Origin of the sequence: Burkholderia sp. NFPP32, from assembly GCF_900119325.1 — a bacterium.
GTDB lineage: Bacteria > Pseudomonadota > Gammaproteobacteria > Burkholderiales > Burkholderiaceae > Burkholderia > Burkholderia pyrrocinia_C.
Genome location: NZ_FPJP01000011.1, coordinates 79419 through 103898 on the forward strand (window position 1 = coordinate 79419; position 24480 = coordinate 103898).

Genomic DNA, 24480 nt, shown 5'->3' on the forward strand with positions numbered 1-24480 from the left:
GATTGAATCGATATCGGAATCGGCATACGTATAAACACCTAAGCGCGCGGGGGCGCCTGGAGCGGCGGCGGACGACGCGCCGCCCCCGAAACCGGGAACCAGGACGGCCATCGCCGCGGCGCTCGACGAGACTCAGTTCCGGCGGGCCACCGCCCTCCTGTCGGTCCCGCCGCTCGAATTCGACGCGACGCCGGCGGCATGCGCCCGCGTCGGATTCAACTCGCGCAGCACGCTGGCGCGCCCGCCGTCGTCATCGGACAGTTGCGGCTGCCCGCGCGCAAACGCCGGCGTGATCGCCGCCGCGAGCAGCGCGGCGATCGCCAGTCGGGAAAGGAACTTCATCACCCGACTCCCGGCTTACTGCGCGCTGACGGTCGGCACGGACGCCGACGCGGTCGCGACGCCCGGCTCGCCGTGCGCGATTGCGTAAAGCTCGCGATTGCGCGCGATCGTCCGCGTGCTCGGCGGATAGTCCCAGTTCGACGTGGGCACGGTGCCGTCGCGCTGCGCCTGGACCAGATCGGCGATCACATCGGCGCGCGTCAGGCCCGACGACGACGTCTGTGCGAAAGCGGCGACCGGCGTGCCGATTGCGAGTGCGAGCAGCGCGGCGGCTGCGATCAGTCTGCGATTCATGATGAAACTCCCGAGAACGGTTCGATGAGGACGCATCGTCGATGCGCCGCCGGCGGGACCGCGGATGCGTTTTCGCCGCCTGACACGTTCATTCTGGTGATCGCGGCCGGCGCGACGCTGACCGCCGGATGACAATTTCGAAATCTGCGGCGCGGCACGCAGATAACAGCTTCGTAATCTTCGAGTCAGGGTCGGGTCAATGCGGCATCGTCAGACTGCATGCTCGTCGCATCGAATGCGGCACCCCTGCCCTGCTTCGAGGAAAACATCATGTGGATCGTCCGGCTGGCGTTACGCAGGCCCTATACGTTCGTCGTGCTCGCGCTGCTGATCTTCATCGCGGGACCGCTCGCGCTCCTGCGCACGCCGACCGACATCTTTCCCAACATCGACATCCCGGTCGTCAGCATCGTCTGGTCGTACAACGGCTTCTCCGCCGAGGACATGGCCAAGCGCATCACGTCGAACTACGAGCGCGCGCTCACGTCCGACGTCGACGACATCGAGCACATCGAGTCGCAGTCGCTGAACGGCGTGTCGGTCGTGAAGATCTTCTTCCACCCCGGCGCGGACATCAATCGCGCGATCGCGGAAGCCGCGAGCAATTCGGCGTCGATCCTGCGGATCCTGCCGCCCGGCACGCTGCCGCCGAACATCATCACGTACAACGCGTCGACGGTGCCGATCCTGCAGCTCGGGCTGTCGAGCGACACGCTCGCCGAGCAGCAGCTCTACGACCTCGGCAACAGCTTCATCCGCACGCAGCTCGCGACCGTGCAGGGCGCGGCCGTGCCGCTGCCGTTCGGCGGCAAGATCCGCCAGATCGTCGTCGATCTCGATACGCGCGCGCTGCAGGCGAAGGGGCTCGCACCGATCGACGTCGTGAACGCGATCAACGCGCAGAACCTGATCCTGCCCGGCGGCACCGCGAAAATCGGCACGCGCGAATACAACGTGCAGATGAACGGCAGCACGCAGACGGTCGCCGCGCTGAACAACCTGCCGGTGAAGACGATCGGCGGCAGCGTCGTCTATGTGCGCGACGTCGCGCACGTTCGCGACGGCTACGCGCCGCAGACCAACATCGTGCGCGCCGACGGCAAGCGCGCGGCGCTGCTGACCGTCGAGAAAACCGGCAGCGCGTCGACGCTGACGATCATCGACCAGGTCAAGACGATGCTGCCGAAGATCGCGGCCGGCCTGCCGAAGGCGCTGCACATCTCGGCGCTCGGCGACCAGTCGGTGTTCGTGAAAGCGGCGATCCAGGGCGTCGTGCGCGAGGCGCTGATCGCCGCGTGCCTCACCGCGCTGATGATCCTGCTGTTCCTCGGCAGCTGGCGCGCGACGCTGATCATCGCGGTATCGATTCCGCTCGCGGTACTCACGTCGCTGCTTGCGCTCGCCGCGCTCGGCCAGACGATCAACATCATGACGCTCGGCGGGCTCGCGCTCGCGGTCGGGATCCTCGTCGACGATGCCACCGTCGCGATCGAGAACATCACGCATCACCTCGAACGCGGCGCGCCGCTCGAAGACGCGATCCTGACCGGCGCGGGCGAGATCGCGGTGCCGACCTTCGTGTCGACGCTGTCGATCTGCATCGTGTTCGTGCCGATGTTCCTGCTCACGGGCGTCGCGCGCTACCTGTTCGTGCCGATGGCCGAGGCGGTGATCTTCGCGATGGTCGCGTCGTATTTCTTCTCGCGCACGCTGGTGCCGACGCTCGCGATGGCGCTGATGCGCGCGAAGGGGCACGGCCGGCCGCCGCACGGCGTGTTCGCTCGGATCGCACGCTTCCAGGCCGCGTTCGAACATCGCTTCGAGGCGGTCCGGCTGCGCTATCGAGCGCTGCTGTCGGCGGCGATCGCGCGCCGCCGCCGCTTCGCGGCCGCATTCCTGCTCGCATGCGTCGCATCGACCGCGCTGTTCGCGTTCGCCGGGCAGGATTTCTTCCCGTCGGTCGACACCGGCGAGATCCGCCTGCACCTGCGCGCGCCGACCGGCACGCGGATCGAGGAAACCGCGCGCCTGACCGACGAAGTGGAAGCGCGCATCCACGACGTGATTCCCGCGAACGACATCGCGAGCGTGCTCGACAACATCGGCGTGCCGGTGAGCGGCATCAACCTCACGTACGACTCGTCCGACCCGATCGGCACCGAGGATGCCGACGTGATGATCACGCTGAAGCCGAACCACGCGCCGACCGCCGCCTACGTCGCGAAGCTGCGCAACCTGCTCGCGCAGTCGTTCCCCGGCGTGACGTTCGCGTTCCTGCCGGCCGACATCGTCAGCCAGATCCTCAACTTCGGGCTGCCTGCGCCGATCGACATCCAGATCGTCGGCAACAAGCTCGACCAGAACCGCGCGGTCGCGAACGCGCTGCTCGCGAAGCTGCGCGGCGTGCGCGGCCTCGTCGACGCGCGCATCCAGCAGCCCGGCGACGAACCGGCGATCAACGTGAACGTGGACCGCACCAAGGCGATCCAGGCCGGCCTCGAACAGCGCGACGTCGCGCAGAACCTGCTGATCGCGCTGTCCGGCAGCTCGCAGACCACGCCGAACTTCTGGCTCGACCCGCGCAACGGCGTCAGCTATCCGCTGCTGGTGCAGACGCCGCAGTATTCGGTCGATTCGCTGCAGGCACTCGCGAACGTGCCGCTGCCGGCGGGCACCGCGCGTTCGCCGCAGACGCCGGCCGGCGGCCCGGCGGCCGGCGCGCCCGCGCAGAACCTGCTCGGCTCGCTCGGCAGCTTCTCGCGCGCGACGCAGCAGGCGGTCGTCTCGCACTACAACGTGCAGCCGGTGCTCGACATCTTCGCGTCGGTGCAGGGGCGCGATCTCGGCGGCGTCACGGCCGACGTAACCAAGCTCGTCGACGATGCGCGCGCGCAGTTGCCGCCCGGTTCGTCGATCGTGCTGCGCGGCCAGGTGCAGGCGATGCACGAGTCGTTTGCCGGGCTGCTCGGCGGCCTCGCGATCGCGATCGCGCTCGTCTACCTGCTGATGGTCGTCAACTTCCAGTCGTGGCTCGACCCGCTCGCGATCGTCGGCGGCCTGCCTGCGTCGCTCGCCGGCATCGCGTGGATGCTGTTCGTCACGCGCACGACACTGTCGGTGCCCGCGCTGACCGGCACGATCCTGTGCATCGGCATCGCGACCGCGAACAGCATCCTCGTCGTCAACGCGGCACGCGAGCTGATGGCGGGCGGCGCGCCGCCGTGGCAGGCCGCGCTCGACGCAGGCTTCAGCCGCTTCCGCCCGGTCGTGATGACCGCGCTCGCGATGCTGATCGGCATGCTGCCGATGGCGCTCGGCCTCGGCGACGGCGGCGAACAGAACGCGCCGCTCGGCCGCGCGGTGATCGGCGGGCTGGCGTTCGGCACGCTGTCGACGCTGCTGTTCGTGCCCGTCGTGTTCGGCTTCATCCATGCATGGCTCGAACGGCGCCGCGATGCGGCCGCCGCGCGCCGCGCGCAGGACACGCCGGCATTGCGCTGATCGCGACTTCACCTCGACTCCCTTCGACTCGCCCGACCCGGAACCCATCATGAACGACTCGACCGAACCTCTCGCCCCGCCGCCGGCCGCCGAAGCGGACACGGCACCGTCAACCGCGCGCGACACGGCGCCCGACACCTCGCCGCCCCGCCGCGGCCGCAAGCTGGCCGTTCCGCTCGTCGCGATCGCGGCGGCCGCCGCGCTGCTGGCCGCCGGCATCGTGCCGCGCATCGACGCGCGCGCCGCGCAGCGCGTGCAGGTCGCCGCGCAGCAGGCGCTGCCGGTGTCGGTGATCCTGCCGGGCGCGGCGCCCATCGACCAGACGCTGACGCTGCCGGGCTCGGTGATGCCGTACGCGGAAGCATCGATCTATGCGCGCACGAGCGGCTATATCGCGCACTGGAGCACCGACATCGGCGCGCACGTGAAAGCCGGGCAGACGCTCGCGCAGATCACGGCACCCGACCTCGACGCGCAGTTGCGGCAGGCGCGCGCCGACGCGGCGACCGCGCAGGCGAACTACGACTACGCGAAATCGACCGCGCAGCGCTGGCAGGACATGCTGAAGACGCAATCGGTGTCACAGCAGGACACCGACACGAAGGTCGCCGACATGAACGCGAAGCGCGCGATGCTGGCCTCCGCGCAGGCGAACGTCGCGCACCTGACCGAGCTGGTGTCGTACGAATCGGTCGCGGCGCCGTTCGACGGCGTGATCACCGCGCGCAACGTCGACGTCGGCACGCTCGTCACCGCGGGCGGCACGCCGGGCAGCCCCGGCCTGTCCGGCGAACTGTTCCATCTCGAACAGACCGGCACGCTGCGCGTGTTCGTCGACGTGCCGCAGGACAGCGCGGCAGGCGTGACGACCGGGACCGCCGTCTACCTGACCACGCAGCAGTATCCGGGGCGGCGCTTCGCCGCGCGCGTCGCGCGCAGCGCGGGCGCGATCGATCCGGTCACGCGCACGCTGCGCGTCGAGATCGACGTCGACAACGGCGACGGCGCACTGATGCCCGGCGCGTATGCGCAGGCGCACCTGCTCGTGCCGAGCGCGGCCCCGGCGTTCGAGCTGCCCGTCAGCGCGCTGCTGTTCCGGCCGAACGGCGTGACGGTCGCGACCGTTGCCGCGAACGGCACCACCGCGCTGAAGACCGTGCAGATCGGGCGCGATTTCGGCACGCGCGTCGAGATCGTGTCGGGGCTCGCCGCGAGCGATCGCGTGATCGACAACCCGGGCGATTCGATTGCCGCCGGCGAGGCCGTGAAGATCGTGTCGGGCGCACCGGCGGTGCAGATGGGCGCGGCAGCCGGTGCGACGGCAGCGTCTGGCGCGACTGCGTTGACGCCTGCCGCCGTCGCAGTGCCGGCTTCGATACCGGCGGCAGCTTCAACGCCCGTTCGCGGCTGATCCATTCACGAACTCTCACGGGATACCCATCATGCGCTTCCTCCCTCCGCTTCCGTTCACCCGGCGCGTCGTCGCGCTCGGCGTCGCCGCCGCGTTGGCCGCGTTGTCCGCGTGCTCGACATTGCCGCCCTATTCGCCGCCCGCCGTCGCCGTGCCCGCGCACTATGCGGGCGTACCGGCATCGGGCATACCGGCTGCGGGCGTACCGGCTGCGGGCATACCGGCTGCGAACGCCCCCGCCGCCCAGCCGGGCTGGAACGTCGCGGCGCCGGCCGATGCCGCATCGCGCGGCGCATGGTGGACCGTCTTCGACGACGCCGACCTGAACGCGCTCGAAGCGCGTGTCGACGTGTCGAACCAGACCGTGAAGAAAGCCGTCGCCGATCTCCAGCAGGCGCGCGCGATGGTCGACTACCAGCATGCGGGGTTCCTGCCGACCGTCACGGCCGGCGTCGCGCAGAGCCGCGCGCGCCTGTCGCAAAACAAGCTCGGCTCGTCGCTCGCCGGCAAGACGACGCCCGACTATCAGGCCGGCGTGGCCGCGAGCTGGGAACCCGACCTGTTCGGCCGCGTGCGCGACGCGGTGACGGGCGCGCAGGCGAACGCCGACGCGAGCGCGGCCGACCTGCAGGCCGTGAAGCTGTCGGTCACGGCCACGCTCGCGACCGACTATTTCGCGCTGCGCTCGCTCGATACGCAAAAGCAGTTGCTCGACGATACGGTGCGTGCGTATGCGGACGCGCTGAAGCTGCTGAAACAGCAGCTCGCGGCCGGCGCGATCGACGCGTCGGCCGTCGCGCAGGCCGCGACGCAACTCGAATCGACCCGCACGCAGGACACCGACATCGATGCGTCGCGTGCGCAGCTCCAGCACGCGATCGCGACGCTGGTCGGCGAAAGCGCGTCGACGTTCGCGCTGCCGCCGCGCGTGCAATCGTTCGCCGTGCCGGCGATCCCGGCCGGCGTGCCGTCGCAACTGCTCGAACGGCGGCCCGACATCGCGGCGGCGGAGCGTCGCGTCGCGGCCGCGAACGCACAGATCGGCGAGGCGCGTGCCGCGTTCTTTCCCGATCTCGTGCTGTCGGCGAGCGCCGGGCTTGAAAGCTCGTTCTTCGCGCCGTGGCTCACCGCACCGAGCCTGTTCTGGTCGCTCGGCTCGCAGCTCGCCGGCACGCTGTTCGACGGCGGCCGCCGCAGCGCGTCGCTGCGCGGCGCGCATGCGCAATACGACAGTACGGTCGCCGATTACCGGCAGACCGTGCTGGTTGCGTTCCAGCAGGTCGAGGATCAGTTGTCCACGCTCGATGCGCTCGCGTCGGAAGCCGGCAGCCAGCAGCGCGCGACCGATGCGGCCGACCTGTCGCTGCGGCTGACGACCAACCGCTTCAACGCGGGTGCCGTCAGCTACCTCGATGTCGTGACCGCCCAGACGATCGCGCTGACGAACCGGCGTCTGTCGGACCAGATCGCCGCACGCCGGATGGAGGCGGCGGTCGGGTTGCTGACCGCGCTGGGCGGCGGCTGGCATACCGGTGCAGATGCGGATGCGGACGCAACCGCCGCCGCGCACACGGCCGCTACGCCGTCGGCGTCTTGATGAACGTCAGGATGAACCGCGTGCCGGCCGCATCGCTCTCGACACGTGCGGTGCCGCCGTGCAGTTCCATCACCGACCGCACGATCGCGAGGCCGAGCCCGGCCGTGCCGCCCGGCACGCCGCCGCTGCGCGCGGGGTCGCCGCGCACGAAGCGGTCGAAGATGCGCGGCAGCAGCGCGGGATCGATCGGTTCGCCCGGGTTCGAGACGACCACGTATACCGCGTCCGCCGTTTCGTCGACGCGCAGCACGATCACGCCGCCCGCCGGCGTATAGCGCAGCGCGTTCGCGAGCAGGTTGCTGACCGCGCGGCGGAACAGTTCGAGATCGGCGGTCAGCCGGCCGTGCCCGTCGACGCGCAGCATCGAACCGGCTTCGTCCGCAAGCCCTTCGAAATAACCGGCGATGCGCTCCAGTTCGTCGTGCACGTCGAAGGCGCGCTGCCGCGTGACGAAGCCGGGATGCTCGGCGCGCGCGAGAAACAGCACGTTCTCGATCATCCGCGCGAGACGGTCGTATTCCTCGAGATTCGATTCGAGCAGCGCCTGGTATTCGCCGGCGGAACGCGGCCGCGCCAATGCCACCTCGGTCGCGCCGCGCATGTTGTTCAGCGGCGTGCGCAGGTCGTGCGCGAGATCCGCGCTGAATTGCGACAGGTGCCCGAACGCCTGCTGCAGGCGGCCGAGCATCGCATTCTGCGCGTCGACCAGCGCCGTCAGCTCGCGCGGCGCGCGCGATGCATCGAGCCGCGTATCGAGCTTGTCGACGGTGATCCGGCCCGTGTTCGCGACGATCTCGCGCAGCGGCGCGAGCGCCTTGCGGATCAGCCAGTAGCTGAGCAGCATCGCGAACAGCGCGCCCAGGCCGCCGGCGATCTTCAGCTTGTCGCGGTAGCCGTCGAGCAGTTCGACGCGATCGCTCATGTTGCGCGCGATCGCGATCCGGATCTTCGTGCGGTCGCGCAACGCGGCCTCGGCGACGACGCCGCGCACGGGCGTGCCGCCGTCGGCGGTCCACGTCGCGATCCGGTCGGCGGTAATCCGTTCGTTCGCGGGCACCGGCGTCGCGTGCGGCGGAAACAGTTCGGCATCGGGCAGCACCGGCACCGCGGGCGACGATGCGCCGGCTGCCGTCCCGGGCAGATCCCCGAGCGCGGTCCGCTCGACGTTGTGGCGCGCGAGTATGCTGCCCTGCCCGTCGACGACGGCCAGCGACAGCGCCTCGTTGCCGAGCACCTGGCTCGTCAGCCGGTCCGCATGCGCGCGCACCGCGTCGAGCGAATCGAGTTCGCCCGCCAGCCGGCGCGTATGCCGCGCGGCGAGCACGATGTCGAAGTCGTCCTGCGTGCTCACCTGCCGCTCGAGGCCGGTGTACACGTATGTGCCGACAAGCGCGAATACGGCAAGCAGGGTCGCGCCGAACCCGAGCGCGAGCGTCGCGCCAAGCGAGCGGCCGAGCGTCATGCGGCTTCCTTCGGTTCGAGCACGTAACCGACGCCGCGCACCGTATGAATCAGCTTGACCGCGAACTCGTCGTCGATTTTCGCGCGCAGCCGGCGAATCGCGACCTCGACGACGTTGGTATCGCTGTCGAAATTCATGTCCCACACGTACGACGCGATCTGCGTGCGGCTCAGCACTTCGCCCTGCCTGCGCGCGAGCAACTGCAGCAGCGAGAATTCGCGCGGCGTCAGGTCGATCCGCACCGTGCCGCGCTTCACGCGGCGGCGCACGACGTCGATCTCCAGGTCGCCCACCGAAATGCGCTCCGTCTCGCGCGGCGGCCCGCGGCGCGCGAGCGTGCGGATCCGCGCGAGCAGCTCGACGAACGCGAACGGCTTCACGAGGTAGTCGTCCGCGCCGAGTTCGAGGCCGTGCACGCGGTCCTGCACGTCGTCGCGCGCGGTCAGGAACAGCACGGGCGTCGCGTGCGTGTCGCGCAGCCGCTTGAGCACGCTCCAGCCGTCGAGCACGGGCAGCATCACGTCGAGCACGATCACGTCGTAGCTCTCTTCCTGCGCGAGTGTCAGGCCCTCGCCGCCGTCCGTCGCGAGATCGACGCTGAAGCCCGATTCCTCGAGCCCTTTCTTCAAGTACGCGCCGGTCTTCGGTTCGTCTTCGACTATCAGGATGCGCATGTTCGACTCCGTCGCATTCGGTGGTGACATGCGCCGATGTTACCGGGAAACGGCGCGGGCGAACGGCAGCGCGCAAGCGCGCCACGCCCGGATGACGAAACCGTAATCGGCGGGTCAGGGTGGTGACGGCCGCGGCGGCCAGAATTCGAAGCGTGGGCCTACCCCCACTCGCCCGTTCACTCATCCATCCAGGAGCCGTCATGAAACTCGTCGCCGCTTTCGTCGTTGCCACGCTGAGCCTGCCGTTCGGCGCGCAGGCCTTCGCCCAGTCCACGCAGGCGCCGCTCACGCGCGCCGAAGTGCGCCAGCAACTGATCGATGCCGAAGCCGACGGCCTGCTGCCGTCGAACCGGAACGACTATCCGCCGTCGCACGCGGAGATCGCGCGAAATCGCCAGATTTACGCGATCCAGCATCACGACGCGACGCCGATCGCGACGGCTTCGGCCGGAACTTGATCGCGGCATGTCACCGGCATCCGGCCGACAGCCGGATGTCGGGCCGGCCCACGATGCACTTGCACCCGACGCCAAGGCCCGCGCACTGGCCCGTTTCTTCATCGCCAGGCCATCCGAAGACCAACTGGCGCGCGCCGGTCGAACGATCGCGCCAGGCACGCTGCGGGTTCGTGCACGGCCCGCTCGCCCCTTCGATATCGATGCGCCAACCGCTGCCACGGCGCGTTTCGCTGCGCCATGTCGTACGCGGCCCGGTAGCGAAGCCCGCTCGCAAACGCCCGATCCGGCACCACACGCAGCGCTCGAACCCGTGTCGTTTACGACCGAATTGCGGGCGCATGACCGATAGCCGGTTGCGCCCGATTCTCTAAACTGGTTCGCACAACACGCCTGCCCGGTGTCGCCCGCTGCGCGCGTCATCCCACCGACATCGAGGCCCCCCTAGACATCCGCCTTCGCTGTCCATCGGCCCGCACTACTTCGTCGCATGTCCGCCCGGCTGACCGCCAAGGCAATTCCAGGAGAGTTCATTGAGCCAGTCGCAAGCGCACCCCGCGAAAGCCCGGTCTTCGCGCAAGTCCGTCAAGCTGGACGACATCACGATCGTCGACCCTGCCGTCCTCAAGCGCGCGGTGGGCGCAATGGCGTTCGGCAATGCGATGGAATGGTTCGACTTCGGCGTGTACAGCTATATCGCCGTCACGCTCGGCAAGGTGTTCTTCCCGTCCAGCAGCCCGTCCGCGCAGTTGCTCGCGACCTTCGGCACGTTCGCGGCCGCATTCCTCGTGCGCCCGCTCGGCGGCATGGTGTTCGGCCCGCTCGGCGACCGCATCGGCCGCCAGCGCGTGCTCGCCGCGACAATGATCATGATGGCCGCCGGCACCTTCGCGATCGGCCTGATCCCCAGCTACGCGTCGATCGGCATCATGGCGCCCGCGCTGCTGCTCGTCGCCCGCCTCGTGCAGGGCTTCTCGACCGGCGGCGAATACGGCGGCGCGGCCACCTTCATCGCCGAATTCTCGACCGACAAGCGCCGCGGCTTCATGGGCAGCTTCCTCGAATTCGGCACGCTGATCGGCTATACGCTCGGCGCGGCGACGGTCGCGCTGCTGACCGCGACGCTGTCGCAGGACGCGCTGCTGTCGTGGGGCTGGCGCGTGCCGTTCTTCATCGCCGGGCCGCTCGGCCTCGTGGGCCTCTACGTCCGGCTGAAGCTCGAGGAAACGCCCGCATTCAAGAAGGAAGCCGAAGCACGCGAGGCGGACGAACGCGCGCGGCCGAAGCAAGGCTTCGCGACGCTGCTCGCCGAACAATGGAAGCCGCTGCTGCAATGCGTCGGCCTCGTGCTGATCTTCAACGTGACCGACTACATGGCGCTGTCGTATCTGCCGAGCTACCTGTCGGCGACGCTGCACTTGCGCGAATCGCACAGCCTGTTCATGGTGCTGTTGGTGATGGTGCTGATGATGCCGATGACGCTGTATGCGGGGCATCTGTCGGACAAGGTCGGCCGCAAGCCGGTGATGATGGCCGGCTGCGTGGGCCTGCTCGTGCTGTCGGTGCCGGCGCTGATGCTGATCCGCACCGGCGGCATGCTGCCCGTGTTCGGCGGGATGCTGATCTACGGCACGTTGCTGTCGACGTTCACGGGCGTGATGCCGTCGGCGCTGCCGGCGCTGTTCCCGACGCGGATCCGCTACGGCGCGCTCGCGATCGGCTTCAACGTGTCGGTATCGCTGTTCGGCGGCACGACGCCGCTCGTCACCGCGTGGCTGGTCGATCGCACCGGCGACCTGATGATGCCCGCGTACTACCTGATGGGCGCGTCGTTCATCGGCATCGTGTCGGTGCTCGCGCTGCGCGAAACTGCGCGCCAGCCGCTGCCCGGTTCCGGGCCGTGCGTGTCGAGCCGTGCGGAAGCGCTGAGCCTCGTTCGCGGCGGTGCCGAACAAGCCCGCGTGCCAGGCAGGAAATTCACGCCGGTCAGCGAGCGCGCGTGACGCGGTTCGGCGTGATGCGGCGCCGCGCGGCAGGTGCCGCCGGCGTCGCCCGCGCGTGCGTACGTCAGTTCGACGACAACCGCTGCCCTTCGAGCCAGTCGAGCAGCGCGCGCGTGACGAACGCGGGATTTTCCAGATTCGAGATGTGGCCGGCATCCGGCACCAGCGCATGCGCGCAGCCGATCACGCTCGCCATCTTCACGGTTTCCGACGGCGGGCGCGCCATGTCGCCCGCGCCGCACATCAGCAGCGTGCGCTCGGCGTCCAGGCCGGCGAGCGCCGGCAGCGTGTCGGGCCGGCCGAAGATCAACCGGCCGAGCGGGACGATCGATTGCCGCAGCCGGTCGGCGGGCAGGTTCGCCAGCGCGTCGCGAAACGCGGTCGGCACCGGGTCCGCCGGATTGACGTCCGGCCGGAAGAACAGCGGCACGATCGCGTCGAGCAGCGGCGGCGCGATGCGGCCCGCGGCGGCGATCGCATCGAGCATGCCGAAGTAGCGCAGGCGCGTCGCATCGGGCTCGGCCTCCAGCGACGCATCCATCAGCACGAGCGAGCGGACGCGCTGCGGTTCGCGCAACGCGAGCAGCGCGCCCCACATACCGCCGACGCTGAGGCCGACGACCGCACATTGTTCGATCTCCAGCGCGTCGAGCAGCGCGCTCGCGTGCGCGGCGAGATCGTCGAGCGTCTGGGTTCCCTCCGGCAATGCGCCCGATGCGCCATGCCCCCACAGGTCCGGCACGATCACGCGATACTTGCGCGACAGCGCGTCGATCTGCGGCGCCCACATCGCCGCGTCCCACAGATAGCTGTGCCCGAGCAGTACCGGAAATCCGGTGCCGTGGTCCTGGTAATGCAGGGTACTGCCATGAATGGTGTGTGCGGGCATGTCGTCTCCGGATGTCAACACGATCGGCAGCGGCCCGGAAGCGGGCGCCGCGGTCTGCGGCGTGCTGCGACGAACGCAAAGCGGCGCATCATCGCACAGGTAGCGGACGTGCGTGTGACGAGCCGCATATCGTGCAGCGACGAAAACGCCGCGCCGTATGCCGCCAGTCAGTTCGTCCCGTCGTACGTGACGATCTCCACCCAGTTCGCACCCTTGCCGACCGGGTATTTGCCGATTTCGTCGAGGCGGCCCGTGCCGCGGTCGATCCGGTAGACGGCAAGCGTCGGCGACAGTTGCCCGGCCGCGAGCAGATAGTTGCCCGACGGGTCGATGCCGAAGCCGCGCGGCTGCTTCTCGGTGGCGAACGTGCCGATCCGCGCGAGCTTGCCCGACGCGGCGTCGACGCGATATGCGGCGAGCGTGCTCGACGTGCGCTCCGACGCATACAGGAATCGCCCGTCCGGCGTCAGGTGCAGGTCCGCGCCCCACGGCTTGTCGCCATGGAAATCCGGCGGCAGGATCGATACGGCCTGGATCGGCCGCACATCCGCGCCGCCGCGCGACAGCGCGAGCACGTGCAGCTTGCCGTCGAGTTCGTCGATCAGGTATGCAAAGCGCCCGTTCGACGAAAACACGAAATGGCGCGGGCCGGATTTCTCCGGCAGCCGGTACGCCGGCGTCGCGACGTCGGTCAGCGTCCCCGTCGACGCATCGAACGGCAGCCGCAGCCACGCATCGGCACCGAGCACCGACGCGAACGCGTGGCGGCCGTCCGGCGATTGACGGATCGCGTGCGCCATCGGGCCGGTCTTCACCGTCTGCTGCACGTCGGCCGCGACGCCGTTCGCGTCGATCCGGTTCACTGCGAGCAGGTTGCCGCCATACGACGCCGAAAACAGATAGCGGCCCGACGCATCCGTCGAGACATAAGCCATGCTGTCGGCGAGCGGCGCGCGGCCGAGCTCGATCAACCGTCCGTCGAGCGGGTTGATCGCGAAGCTGATGACGCGGTACGGCGTCGAGCGCAGCGCCGCATAGAGGCGATGATGATCGGGCGACAGCGCCATCGGCATCACGGTGCCGCCGACCGGTACGGTTTCGATCGCGGTCAGCGCGCCGTTCGACGTGTCGATGCCGAACACCGAGATGTCGCGGCTGTCGCCGTTCGATATGTACGCATACGTCGCCGCGTGCGCGAGCGACGCGACCATCCCGAATGCGGCCGCGGCAACGGCAACGGCGCGCCGGAGTGTTTTCGTGTTCATGAGTCTTCAGGTGAAGGAAAGCGAACGACACATGCAACTGCGGCGCCGGACAACCTCGGTCGTCCGGCGCCGCGACGGGTGAAGACAAGCGCAACGCGCGATCAGAACACCGCGTGCCCGCTGATGACGCTCGGCAGCCAGGTCGAGAAGAACGGCATGTACGTGACGATGTTGATCGCACTGAAGATCGCGAGGTAGTACGGCCACGCCATCTTCGTGGTCTCGCCGATCGACACGTTGCCGATCGCGCAACCGACGAACTGCACCGAGCCGATCGGCGGATGCACGAGGCCGAGCGAGCAGTTCAGCAGCAGCATGATCCCGAACTGCACCGGCCCGACGCCGCACGCCATCGCGATCGGCAGGAACAGCGGCGTCGTGATCAGGATGTGCGCGGCCATGTCGACGAACGTGCCGAGGAACACCTGGATGATGTTGATGTACAGCAGCATCAGCCAGGGCGCTGCGGTCGACTGCTTCAGCAGCCCTTCGATCGCATCCGGGATCTCCAGGTACGACATCTGGAAGCGCAGCATGTTGGACACCGCGATCAGCAGCAGCACGACACCCGTCGTACGCGCCGCATGCGACAGCGCGCGGCGCAGCTTCTCGACCGTCAGCGTGCGGTAGACGATCGCGGTCAGCACGAGCGAGTACACGACGGCGATCGCGGCCGCTTCGGTCGCGGTTGCAATCCCCTTCGCGACGCACACGAGGATGATTGCGATCACCATCAGCCCGGGCACCGCGCCGACGAAGCTGCGCAGCACCGCATACCAGCCGGGAAACGCGGGCAGCGCGGACGAGCCGTCCGCACGGCGCGGATAGCCGTGACGCACGGCCTGCCAGTACGCGGCCGCGAGCACGAAGCCCATCACCCACAGCACGGGCAGCAGCCCCGAGAACAGCAGGTCGCCGATCGACACGCCGCTCACCGGCTGGCCGTGCAGCATCCCCGTGATCCCCTGCGCGGCGAACGCATAGATGATCATGTTGGTCGACGTCGGCATCAGCGCGCCCGCGAGCGACGCATGCGTCGTCACGTTGACCGCGTACGCGGCGCTGTAGCCTTCGCGCTTCATCAGCGGAATCACCACGCCGCCCATCGCCGACGTATCGGCGGTCGGCGAGCCCGACACGCCGCCGAACAGCGTGCACGCGACGACGTTCGCCATCCCGAGGCCGCCGCGGAAATGGCCGACGGTCGCCTGCGCGAAGCGCAGGATCCGGTCCGCGATGCCGCCGTGCAGCATCAGCTCGCCCGAGAAGATGAAGAACGGCACCGCGAGGAACGAGAACGCATTCATCCCCGAGATCATCGCCTGCATCGCGGTCGCGATCGGCAAGCCTTCCACCATATAGGTCAGCACGCAGGCTATCCCGAGCGCGAACGACACGGGCACGCCGAGCACGAGGAAAATCAGAAAACTGACGGACAGGATCGCTAGTTCCATGGCGTTATTGTCCCGACGAAGAACGACGAAGCGCGAGCAGGTGCTCGAGCGAGAAAAGGATGATCGCGACCGCCGCGGGCATCGTGATCAGGTAGCGCACGCCTTCGGGCAGCCCGATGATCGGAATGCGGTCGCCCATCGTCTCGGCGGCCATGCTGCCGCAGCCGACCATGATCGCGATCGCGAACGCGATCAGGCTCAGGTGCTGGATCGCGACGACCGCGGTGCGCGCGTTCGGCGGCAGCCGGCACACGAGCGAATCGAGGCCGATATGGCCGCCGTCGCGCACCTTCATCGCCGCGCCGAACATCGCGATCACGATCACCAGCAGCAGCGCGATCGGCTCGACGAAATCCGGTGCGTTCTCGAACACGTAGCGCATCACCACCGCGTAGAACACCAGCATCGTCAGCACCGCGAGACAGGCCGACGCGATCACGGCCAGCACGCGGAACAGCACGTCGTTCACGCAGCGCAGGAGCGGCGCGGCGTGCGGCCGCGCCGGCGCCGCGCCGTCCGGGGCGGCGGCCGGCGAACTAGCGGCCGCCGCGCTGTTCAGGGAAGTGCGACGCGTCACTTGGTCGCCTCGATCTCGTCGACGATCTGCTTCATCTGCGGCGTCTTTTCATACTTCGTCCACAGCGGCTGCATCGCCTTCACGAACGCCGCGCGGTCGATCTGCGCGGCCGGCAGGATCTTCGCGCCGCCCTTCGCCACCGCCTGCTGCGCGGACGCCTCGCGCGCGGTCCACAGCTTCTGGTAGTACGGCACCGAATCGGCCGCCGCCTTCCTGATCGCCGCCTGCTCCTGCGGCGACAGCGTGTCCCAGACCTTCTTCGAGAACACCAGCACTTCAGGCGTCATCGCGTGCTGCGTCTCCGAATAGTCGGGCGCCACTTCGTAGTGCTTCGTTTCCTCGTACGACGGCAGGTTGTTTTCCGCCGCGTCGACGAGGCCCGTCTTCAGGCCCGTGTATACCTCGGCGAACGGCATCGGCGTCGGCGTGCCGCCCATCGCCCTGATCTCGTCGACCATCAGGTCGGACGGTTGCACGCGCACCTTCAGCCCCTTCATGTCGGCCGGCGTGCGCACCGGGCGCTTCGCGTAGATCGAGCGCGCGCCGCTCTCGTAGAACGTCAGCGCGATCATCCCCTTCGCGGTGAACGCATCGAGGATCTTCTGGCCGGCCGGGCCGTACATCGCCTTGCGGAAATGATCGACGTCGCGGAACAGGAACGGGAATGACGGGATCAGCGATTCCGGCACGATCTCGTTGAACGACGCGCCGTTCACGCGCGCCATGTCGATCGCGCCGATCCGGACCTGGTCGACCGTGTCCTTTTCGGAACCGAGCGCGCTGTTGCCGAACACCTTGATCGAATCCTTGCCGCCCGTCTGCTTCGACAGTTCGTCGCCCATGAACTTCACCGCCATGTTGGTCGGGAAGTTGTCGCCGTGCACGTCCGCCGAGCGGAACACGCGCGCCTGCGCGGACATCGCGAAGCCGGCCAGCAGCGCGACGGCCAGTGCGGTACGGGAACCGGTGAATCGATGCTTCATGGTGAGTCTCCTTGATGGTCGTTCGTTGTTGTGCGGCGATCCGTCGGCATGCGCGTTCGGCGGCGATGCGCTCTCCCCTGAGCCGCAGAGTCATACGTCGTATGATGTGTTGACGCGAATGTACGTCGGTTAATCGTTTAACTCACTTGGTGCATACCCCTATAATCACTACCGCTGGGGTTTTCGGCAGAAGTCGTGGAATCGCGTTCTCTGTTCTGGCGGTTTTCGGCGAAACGTTTTCCGGAAATGGGTCCGCGTTTGAGTCAGGTGCCCGCATGGCTGGTTTCCCGACGCCGGAAAGCAATCTTTCGCTTCGGTTGCTTTCGTTATAGGATGACTGACCACGACGCAAGCACGCCCGCGTGCGGCCAAGAGCACGTGCCGGCACACGCATCGTGTGCGGCGGACCGACGAAGGTTCGGGAGGAATCCGTGCAAGCGCGGGCGCTTGCCGCGCCGTCACGTCTGCATGACCAGCGACGTCAGTTGCGCCGCGCGTGCCACATCCGTCTTCGCGTAGATCGATTTGATCTGCGCGCGAACCGTGCCGATCGACACGCCGCGCAGCGCCGCGCATTCCTGCGGCGACAGCCCGTCGCAGCACAGCAGCGCGGCGAGATCGGCTTCGGCCGACGACAGCCCGTAGAACACGCGCAGCCGCTGCGCGCGGGCCGCCGGCGAACGCAGGTCGGCGGCCGTCATCAGTGCCGCGACGCCGGGCCGTTCACGCAGGAGGCGCGACTGTTCGGGAATCGGCATCAGCGCGAGCGACAACCGTTCGTCCGTCGCACGGCGCAGCAGCAACCCGCCGCACGCGAACGCGTGCCGCCATTGCGCATCGTCGACGCAGCCTTCCGGCGCGAAGCGCCCGTTCACGATCCGCATTGCCGGTTCCGCCGCGATCAGTTGATCGGCCGCGCGATTCGTATAAAGCAGTTCGCGATGCGCGCCGAGCAGGAACACCGGTACCGGAATCGCATCGAGCGCCGATTCCGCAGCGGCCACGCGTGCCTCGAGTTCCCCGATGCGCGCCTGGATCCGCAGCGCGCGGCTGATATGCGTACCCATGATTTCGATCGTGCGGCGCTGATCGCCGGATAGCCCTTGCGATTCGGGGCCGCTCTGTACGCTGAGGAATGCGCCGGCCCCCGCTTCGCGATGGATATACAGGCCCGAGATGCTGCCGAGCCCATACGGACGCAGGAATTCCTGATAGAACACGCCGTGTGTGCGCTGTCGCGGGGACAGGTGCTTGACGTCCTCGAACCAGCGGCCCGCCGGCCAGTTGCCGGCGACCGGCACGACCGGGTCGTACCGGTAGAACTCGGTGTTGTAGGTGTGATAACACGCGGCGACCCACGACGCGTCGTCGCCGGCCGCCTGCTCGATCGCCGGCACCCTCGCCGCGTCGTCGAACGACAGCAGCGTGGCCATGCGCACGCCGACCGTCGATCGCAGCCCGTCCAGCGCCGTTTCCCATCGCTGATCGCCCAGTGCCGCAGCGTAGATGTCATCGATCCATGCCGATGGAATCAATCCGTTCCGTTGCATCTGGCTACCCCGCGCCGTGCGTTTTTGTCGAACGTCTTGCGCGAATCTTACTCAACCAGCGGCATTGTTCAAATTATCGGTGCGCATTTGATTCGGAATACCACGTTTGTTACCGCTTATCGTCAGACGTAATGGCCATTCTCAACAAGCTTTCGGTTCCTTTCCGCGCAAATGACGGACCCTGGCACTCGACGACGCCGATCGGGATTGCAGCGCGCATTCCGCGGAATTCATCACGACGCAGGCTATTCATCAGGATCGGCGTATGTCATGATGCAGCGCATGAAGATCCGAAACGCGACGACCCACCTGCACCATCACCACGGACGCCCTTTGTTGCGCCGTGGATCGTTTCGCATCTAGCACTTGAATCGGGGCTTTCCCGATCAAGACGACAACCAAGGCGCCTCTGGCGCCTTTTTTGTTTTTTGTCGCCTTAAAAACCTGCTGCGCCGATCAATCGATAACGTACGGAGTGTTTCCAATGCAACGACCGTGGAAAGAAGTGTCCCTGTCGGATTTGCCGCTCAGGGAGGATCTCAGGTTGCAGCACGCTTACGGGGCGCCGCAACTCGACGTGCCGGTCTGCCTGAACGTCAACGAGAATCCGTATCCGCCGTCGCCATCGCTCGTCGAGCGCATCGCGACTGCCGTGGCCGACGCGGCGCGACAGGCGAACCGCTATCCCGACCGCGACTTTGCCGAGCTGCGCGCGCATCTGGCCGCTTATCTGACGCACGATACAGGCGTGACGATCGACGCATCGAGCGTCTGGGCAGCCAACGGTTCGAATGAAGTGATCCAGCAGATTCTTCAGGCGTTTGGCGGCCCGGGGCGAGCGGCGCTGGCCTTTACGCCCGCGTATCCGATGTACGACGAATACTGCCGCACGACCTTCACTCGCCTGCATACGTTGCCGCGTACCGAGGATTTCGCGCTGGATCTGCATCAGGCGATCGACAGCATCCGCGCGCATCGGCCGAGCGTGATTCTGCTGACTTCGCCGAACAACCCGACCGGGACCGCGCTTCCCGTCGACGATATCCGCGCCATTCTCGACACCGCGCCGGGCGTGGTGGTCGTCGACGAAGCGTATGCGGAGTTCCGGCGCCAAGGCGTCCGCAGCGCGGTGACGCTGCTGCCCGACCATCCGCGGCTCGTCGTTACCCGCACGCTGAGCAAGGCGTTCAAGTTCGCGGGCGGCCGCGTCGGGTATTGCGCATGCGCGCCTGCGATCGTCGAAGCGCTGAAGCTGGTTCGGCTGCCCTATCACCTGTCCGCCTTTACGCAGGCGGCCGCCTGCGCGGCGCTGGTCGCGCGTGACGAGATGCTGTCGCAGGTCGACGCGATCAAGGCCGAGCGCGACGCAATCGTTTGCTGGCTGCGCAGCCAGGGTTTCACCGTGGCCGATTCGGACGCCAACTTCGTGATGTTCGGCAAGTTTGCCGATCGCCACCGGATCTGGAGCGGGCTCCTGCGCCACGGCGTCCTGATTCGCGAGTCCGGCCCGCCGGAATACCTGCGCGTGTCCATCGGCACCGCGGCGGAGATGGCCGCGTTTCGCGCGGCGTTGCTTGCGGTGATGGCGAACGAACAGGCAGCGGACCATGCGGTCGATGGCGCGATGGAGAGCGACGTTTGATGATCGCGCCCGTTCGGGTGCGCCGTGCCGGCCACGTCGCCCGTCGCGGCGGCCGGCGCGTGTCGGTGCAATGACCAACGATGCGCTTACTTCATCGCCACGTATCGCGATTCCATCTCGTCGATTTTCGCGAGCACCGTTTCGCTGAGCTTTCTGAGGTGACGCGGCACGTCGGGCGTCGACAGCAGTTCCTCGATCCGCCCTCGCCAGTAACTCGGGTGCCTCACGCGTGCGGCGCCCGACATCGACACGTCGTCAGCGATCGTCTCGCTGTCCAGGAGAGCCACCATTCTCTGGATGTGAGAAAGCTCTCGTTCTACATAGTCTCGTGCCAGCATATTGATTGAAATTCCCCGAAATGCGACATCAGGCCTTCCGTCATCAACGCGCCATCGTGCGGCGATGCAGTGAGGCATGATGCACCGCACACGTTGCCCGTCAGCGTACGCCCAGCCTGTGTCAGTCGACTGCGTGGGCCTTGCCGGCATTCGACACGGAATGGCGACCCTGTCCGTGCGTTCCGGTTACATCCATCCCCGATGCCCTGCTGCCAATCGTAGGCGGACTGCCCGGCGCCGGCATCCCCAAAAGTGGGGATGCCGGTCGAAATCGGGGAAGTGGCGGTTTCAGGAAATGACGGGAAGCGGAATGGCCGGCGAGCACGCGGCTGCCCGCCGGCGCTGCTGCGCGATAGCGCCCGACTCGAACGGCCTGCCGCCGGTGCGCTGTTGTCGGGCGAGTCGGAAACGGGGATTTTCAGCGTGCCCGAACGGATCTCGCCCCGTGCACGACGGAGCGCGGTTACCGCCGATAAGGCGGCGGCTCGAGTTTGACCGGATCGGGGTTCAGGCGCACCCATGCGACGGCGAACCGGCACAGTTGCGCCGGATCGCCGGACTGGCGCTTGACGTCGTGCACGACCGCTTCCACGTCCGACAAATCGGCCGACGGCAGCGGCGTGCCGGTGCGCACGAATGCCGCGAACGCATCGGCCATCTTCCGGAAGTCCGCGTCCCAGTTGCAGCCGCCGTTGTGGTCGAGTTCGTACGCGATGCGGCCCGAGATCCGGATGAGTTCGCCCTGCACCGTCGCTGCATGCCCGGCCCCCGGCACCAGTTGCGTCCACAAAGCCTGATGCTGCTCTTGCCACGTGCCGGCCGCGACGACGATCGGCCGTCGCGCGTCGTGCAGTTGACGGCGCGGCACCGGCGGCACGTCGAACAGCGTGTAGAGCCGCTCCAGCGCGGCGCTGGCCGCATCGACGGACTCCGGGTTGAAGCGCTCGCGCATGAACTCGAAACGCTCGCCGATCTCCGCGACGCTGGTCTGCATGGGCAGCGTCCTCGCCGCGCCGGCGCCGAGCAGCACCTCGGCGAGCGCGACCATGTGTTCCAGATCCGCATTGCCGCAGGTGCGCAGCGCGCGCTCGAGCGGCGTCTGCCCGTCGCGGTTCAACGCGTCGACGCGGGCACCGTGGTCGAGCAGCACGCGGGCGGACTGCGCATTGCGCGAATCGGCCGCCGCGTGCAGTGCGGTGCCGATCGATGCACCGTCATCGTGAACGTCCGCGCCGAGTTCGAGCAGCACGTCGAAACGACTGCGGCGGCTGCGGGCGCGCACGTGCAGCGCGGTGTTGCCGTATGCGTCGGCCGCTCCGATATCTGCGCCCCGCGCAACCAGCCAGCGGGCAAGGTCATCGGGGCAACGGTCGAACGACAGCGCCGTCCGTTTGCCGACCCCGCCGCGCGCATTCACGTCGCAGGTGTCGAACACGGCCTGCAGCTTCGCGAGGTTGCCTTCGTCGAGCAACGTTTCGAAGTCCTTCGGTAGCAGCTTCTTTTTTGCTTTCGGCATTGCAAGTCTCCGCCATCGCAAGAATACGCATCATGCATCGGTTGTCTGAATGTGTTTCGCAAGGCTGCCTGCACGTGAAATCCGGCTCGCGGAGAATCAGCTACCGGCATTGCTACGCTGCAACCGGAAAATGAAATCCGCTTCCACCGAAGCACCTTTCGGCAATTGCAGCACGCCGACCGACGAACGCGTATGAACGCCCGCATCGCCGAGCACCGCATACAAAACGTCGGACGCACCATCGGCCACTTCGCTTTGCATCGTGAAGCCGGGTGCGCTCCGCACGTACACGGTGATGCGCGGAACCGTCTCTATCGCATCGAGCGTGCCGCAGTGCTTGCGAATCAGCGACAGCGCACGCAGCGCCGATATTCCCGCCGCACGGCGACCGTCATCCAGCGAAACGGATTCGCCCACGACGCCGACGAAATGCACCACTTCCCCCACCCGCGGAATCTGGCCGGCAATATAGGCCGTACTCCCGTCGACCAGAACCGGCGTGTACTTTCCGCCGATCCTGATTTCCTCGTCCGGATCGAATCCGAATTCGGCCGCAACCCGTATCAGCTTATCGTCTCTGTTCATCAGTGAATTCCCCGATACTTCCGAAAAAAAGATAAAGAATAATTGAGTCTCGGGGGCGTGTCCCGAAGGATAGGTTCCGCCTCTAGGTTCCGCCTCGAACGGCCAAAGAGACGTGGCCAGACCGTTTGTGCTTCTCGGCAATCATGTATGCGTTCGCCAAATGCGACGCACTTTTCAGGTGTTCGAAGCAGTCTTGCGCGCCATATCGCCGATGGAATTCGTAGTCGGAGAGAATTTCCTCATCATTTCCGATTGAAACCGCTATCATGTGTGAACACACAACCCCAAGAGCGATATATGGCAACTTACAAGGAACTGAAAGCCCAAATGGAAGCTTTGGCCGAGAAAGCCGAAGCAGCGCGCGCCGCGGAATTCCAGTCGATCGTCGACGACATCCGCGCCAAGGTCGCGGAATTCGGCATTACCGAGAAGGACATTTTCGGCGTACGTCGAGGCCGGTCGGCCAAGCAAGCAGCAGCCCCCGTGCAGGCAAAGTATCGCGACCCGAAGACCGGGGCAACCTGGTCCGGTCGCGGCCGTGCGCCCGCATGGATCAAGGATGCGAAGAATCGCAATCGATTCCTGATCCAGGAATAAGGTTCTCGACGCGCACCGGCGCGCGGTTCAGCGCGCTGTCCGGCGATATTGGGCATCGATACCGGCGGTATTCAAAGACCGCTCCGGGTTGATGGCGATTTGTGTCATTCAGCGCGTGGCGCGCCGGCTAATCGTCAGATTGCGTCGCGCGCCAATACTTTCTTCAGCGTTCGTAATAGATCGCAAGCCAGACGGATTGCTCGTCTTCATGCGTCCACGCGACGCGATGGCGGCAATGCGGCTCGATCAGCACGTAATCGCCGGGGCGCATGTCGTGCCGCGTCGAACCCTCTTCGAACTCGAGCACGGCCGCCCCCGACAGCAGCACGACCCATTCGGCGCGCGAGTCGTCATACCAGAACCCGTCGGGACTCGCGTGCCCCATCGACACGATCCGCTCGACATTCAGGCGCTGCCCCGTGACGAGGATGTCGATCCGCTCGTCGCCGCCGCGCTGCCCTTCGACGCTGAACAGGTTGCCGGTTTGAAGTTGCATGGTTTGACCTCGTCGTTGGCCTTCGTTTGAAGGAAGCAGGTTCAAGAGTGCCGGGAATGTTCACTGTAGCCTAACGGTCGCCTTGTTTACAAACGCGTCGATGAATGCACGCAAAAAGATGATGAATGGGCGTTGAACGACGGATCCCGCTTGTAGACCCACCATTCGCGCGTTCCAGGTTCGATCGTCATATCGACCCGCCAACATTCAGCTGCACGATCGAATCCCCAACAATGAGTTGGGTGTGCCGGATGGCAGCATTCTGAAATATCAAGTGCAGACGCGAAAGTTCACGGCACCCATTCGGGATCACCAAGCCAAAGCCCCGTTCTGAAACACTTCAGATGACCGCCGGCCACTTTGTGACATTCAACCGCAGTGTAAAAGCCGGGAAATTTCCCGGCCTCTTTCAGAATCGGAAATTGATGCCTGCACCTCCATAGTAATTGCTCCGCGTCTGCACGATGGGGTTGTCGCCGTAGCGGCCACGGATTCTCGATATCCCGGTCGTTGCAACAACCGACCAATGTTGCGACACTGCGCGCGTCCACGCGAACGACATCGACGCGTGATGAAATCCGCCGGTCAATGAATACGGCCGGAATCCGCTTGACGCCGCCTGCGCATCCGTCACGCCATAAAATGGCTGCATATAACGGCCTGTCGCCGCGTGTGCGGTTCCCGTCAAGACGATTTGATTCTTGCCCGCATGCAGCAGCGGCACCGCCAGATCGATGTGTTCGGCGAACCCGCGCGATGTGTGCGTGATCGGTGCATCGATCGTCACCGACAGTTCGACACCCTCTTTGTCGCACACGCCTGCCCGCCGCTAGCGCGATCACCGAACCG

The 24480-nt window shown here is 66.9% G+C and carries 22 protein-coding genes; 7 read left to right on the forward strand and 15 right to left on the reverse strand.

Annotated features, from left to right (window positions below; all coding sequences use genetic code 11):
• Window positions 1-132: 132 nt before the first annotated feature.
• Window positions 133-342 (reverse strand): hypothetical protein, encoded by a 210-nt coding sequence (locus BT264_RS20875; protein WP_072440534.1) that lies wholly within the window; start codon window positions 340-342, stop codon window positions 133-135.
• A gap of 15 nt (window positions 343-357) precedes the next feature.
• Window positions 358-636, reverse strand: coding sequence for a DUF4148 domain-containing protein (locus BT264_RS20880; RefSeq protein ID WP_072440532.1), 279 nt, complete (start codon window positions 634-636; stop codon window positions 358-360).
• A 270-nt stretch (window positions 637-906) separates the two neighbouring features.
• Here BT264_RS20880 and BT264_RS20885 point away from each other — a divergent pair, with 270 nt between their 5' ends.
• Genes BT264_RS20885 through BT264_RS20895 form a run of 3 tightly spaced genes read left to right on the forward strand, consistent with a single transcriptional unit; the run spans window position 907 to window position 7145 of the window.
• Window positions 907-4137 (forward strand): efflux RND transporter permease subunit, encoded by a 3231-nt coding sequence (locus BT264_RS20885; RefSeq protein WP_072440661.1) that lies wholly within the window; start codon window positions 907-909, stop codon window positions 4135-4137.
• A 49-nt stretch (window positions 4138-4186) separates the two neighbouring features.
• Window positions 4187-5548 carry an efflux RND transporter periplasmic adaptor subunit gene (locus BT264_RS20890; RefSeq protein WP_072440660.1) on the forward strand — a complete coding sequence of 454 codons (1362 nt, stop codon included), beginning with the start codon at window positions 4187-4189 and terminating at the stop codon, window positions 5546-5548.
• Window positions 5549-5579: 31 nt separating this feature from the next.
• Window positions 5580-7145: an efflux transporter outer membrane subunit gene (locus tag BT264_RS20895; RefSeq protein ID WP_072440530.1), complete on the forward strand. Its 1566-nt coding sequence runs from the start codon at window positions 5580-5582 to the stop codon at window positions 7143-7145.
• Here BT264_RS20895 and BT264_RS20900 read toward each other — a convergent pair.
• Together BT264_RS20900 and BT264_RS20905 are read right to left on the reverse strand one after the other, a co-directional pair.
• Entirely contained in the window at window positions 7126-8607 is a 1482-nt protein-coding gene (locus BT264_RS20900; protein WP_072440528.1) for a heavy metal sensor histidine kinase, read from the reverse strand. The genes BT264_RS20895 and BT264_RS20900 overlap by 20 nt on opposite strands.
• A complete protein-coding gene (locus tag BT264_RS20905; protein WP_072440526.1) occupies window positions 8604-9281 on the reverse strand; it encodes a heavy metal response regulator transcription factor in 678 nt (225 codons plus the stop codon). The genes BT264_RS20900 and BT264_RS20905 overlap by 4 nt, the downstream gene beginning before the upstream one ends.
• 200 nt (window positions 9282-9481) lie before the next feature.
• On the opposite strand from BT264_RS20905, the gene BT264_RS20910 reads away from it, so the two are divergent.
• Window positions 9482-9739 (forward strand): DUF4148 domain-containing protein, encoded by a 258-nt coding sequence (locus BT264_RS20910; protein ID WP_072440524.1) that lies wholly within the window; start codon window positions 9482-9484, stop codon window positions 9737-9739.
• A 530-nt stretch (window positions 9740-10269) separates the two neighbouring features.
• On the forward strand, window positions 10270-11739 hold the full coding sequence (gene proP / locus BT264_RS20915; protein ID WP_072467049.1) for a glycine betaine/L-proline transporter ProP: 1470 nt from the start codon (window positions 10270-10272) through the stop codon (window positions 11737-11739).
• 64 nt (window positions 11740-11803) lie between these two features.
• On the opposite strand, the gene BT264_RS20920 is transcribed toward proP, so the two are convergent.
• The 6 genes from BT264_RS20920 to BT264_RS20945 form a co-directional block, all read right to left on the reverse strand.
• Window positions 11804-12628 carry an alpha/beta fold hydrolase gene (locus BT264_RS20920; protein WP_072440518.1) on the reverse strand — a complete coding sequence of 275 codons (825 nt, stop codon included), beginning with the start codon at window positions 12626-12628 and terminating at the stop codon, window positions 11804-11806.
• A gap of 167 nt (window positions 12629-12795) precedes the next feature.
• Window positions 12796-13893 carry a lactonase family protein gene (locus tag BT264_RS20925; protein WP_072440516.1) on the reverse strand — a complete coding sequence of 366 codons (1098 nt, stop codon included), beginning with the start codon at window positions 13891-13893 and terminating at the stop codon, window positions 12796-12798.
• Between the two features lie 101 nt (window positions 13894-13994).
• Window positions 13995-15347 carry a TRAP transporter large permease gene (locus BT264_RS20930; protein ID WP_072440514.1) on the reverse strand — a complete coding sequence of 451 codons (1353 nt, stop codon included), beginning with the start codon at window positions 15345-15347 and terminating at the stop codon, window positions 13995-13997.
• Between the two features lie 4 nt (window positions 15348-15351).
• Complete coding sequence (locus BT264_RS20935; protein ID WP_072440513.1) at window positions 15352-15924, reverse strand: TRAP transporter small permease; 573 nt, start codon at window positions 15922-15924, stop codon at window positions 15352-15354.
• Complete coding sequence (locus BT264_RS20940; protein ID WP_072440511.1) at window positions 15921-16907, reverse strand: TRAP transporter substrate-binding protein; 987 nt, start codon at window positions 16905-16907, stop codon at window positions 15921-15923. The genes BT264_RS20935 and BT264_RS20940 overlap by 4 nt, the downstream gene beginning before the upstream one ends.
• 458 nt (window positions 16908-17365) lie before the next feature.
• On the reverse strand, window positions 17366-18457 hold the full coding sequence (locus tag BT264_RS20945; RefSeq protein ID WP_072440509.1) for a helix-turn-helix transcriptional regulator: 1092 nt from the start codon (window positions 18455-18457) through the stop codon (window positions 17366-17368).
• A 484-nt stretch (window positions 18458-18941) separates the two neighbouring features.
• On the opposite strand from BT264_RS20945, the gene BT264_RS20950 reads away from it, so the two are divergent.
• Window positions 18942-20099, forward strand: coding sequence for a histidinol-phosphate transaminase (locus tag BT264_RS20950; protein ID WP_072440507.1), 1158 nt, complete (start codon window positions 18942-18944; stop codon window positions 20097-20099).
• Between the two features lie 86 nt (window positions 20100-20185).
• Here the strand turns inward: BT264_RS20950 and BT264_RS20955 are convergent, their stop codons facing one another.
• From BT264_RS20955 to BT264_RS20965, 3 genes are all read right to left on the reverse strand, one after another.
• Window positions 20186-20437, reverse strand: a complete 252-nt coding sequence (locus BT264_RS20955) for a hypothetical protein (protein WP_072440505.1) — start codon at window positions 20435-20437, stop codon at window positions 20186-20188.
• A 463-nt stretch (window positions 20438-20900) separates the two neighbouring features.
• Window positions 20901-21953 carry an ankyrin repeat domain-containing protein gene (locus BT264_RS20960; RefSeq protein ID WP_072440503.1) on the reverse strand — a complete coding sequence of 351 codons (1053 nt, stop codon included), beginning with the start codon at window positions 21951-21953 and terminating at the stop codon, window positions 20901-20903.
• A 96-nt stretch (window positions 21954-22049) separates the two neighbouring features.
• On the reverse strand, window positions 22050-22538 hold the full coding sequence (locus BT264_RS20965) for a RidA family protein (protein WP_072440501.1): 489 nt from the start codon (window positions 22536-22538) through the stop codon (window positions 22050-22052).
• A 297-nt stretch (window positions 22539-22835) separates the two neighbouring features.
• Here BT264_RS20965 and BT264_RS20970 point away from each other — a divergent pair, with 297 nt between their 5' ends.
• Window positions 22836-23135 carry an H-NS histone family protein gene (locus tag BT264_RS20970; protein WP_034182467.1) on the forward strand — a complete coding sequence of 100 codons (300 nt, stop codon included), beginning with the start codon at window positions 22836-22838 and terminating at the stop codon, window positions 23133-23135.
• Window positions 23136-23298: 163 nt separating this feature from the next.
• On the opposite strand, the gene BT264_RS20975 is transcribed toward BT264_RS20970, so the two are convergent.
• Both BT264_RS20975 and BT264_RS37525 read right to left on the reverse strand, forming a co-directional pair.
• Window positions 23299-23631, reverse strand: a complete 333-nt coding sequence (locus BT264_RS20975) for a cupin domain-containing protein (RefSeq protein WP_072440499.1) — start codon at window positions 23629-23631, stop codon at window positions 23299-23301.
• A gap of 409 nt (window positions 23632-24040) precedes the next feature.
• The gene (locus BT264_RS37525) at window positions 24041-24448 is read right to left on the reverse strand and encodes a MipA/OmpV family protein (RefSeq protein WP_072440497.1); all 408 of its coding nucleotides are present in this window, start codon (window positions 24446-24448) and stop codon (window positions 24041-24043) included.
• Window positions 24449-24480 lie beyond the last annotated feature (32 nt).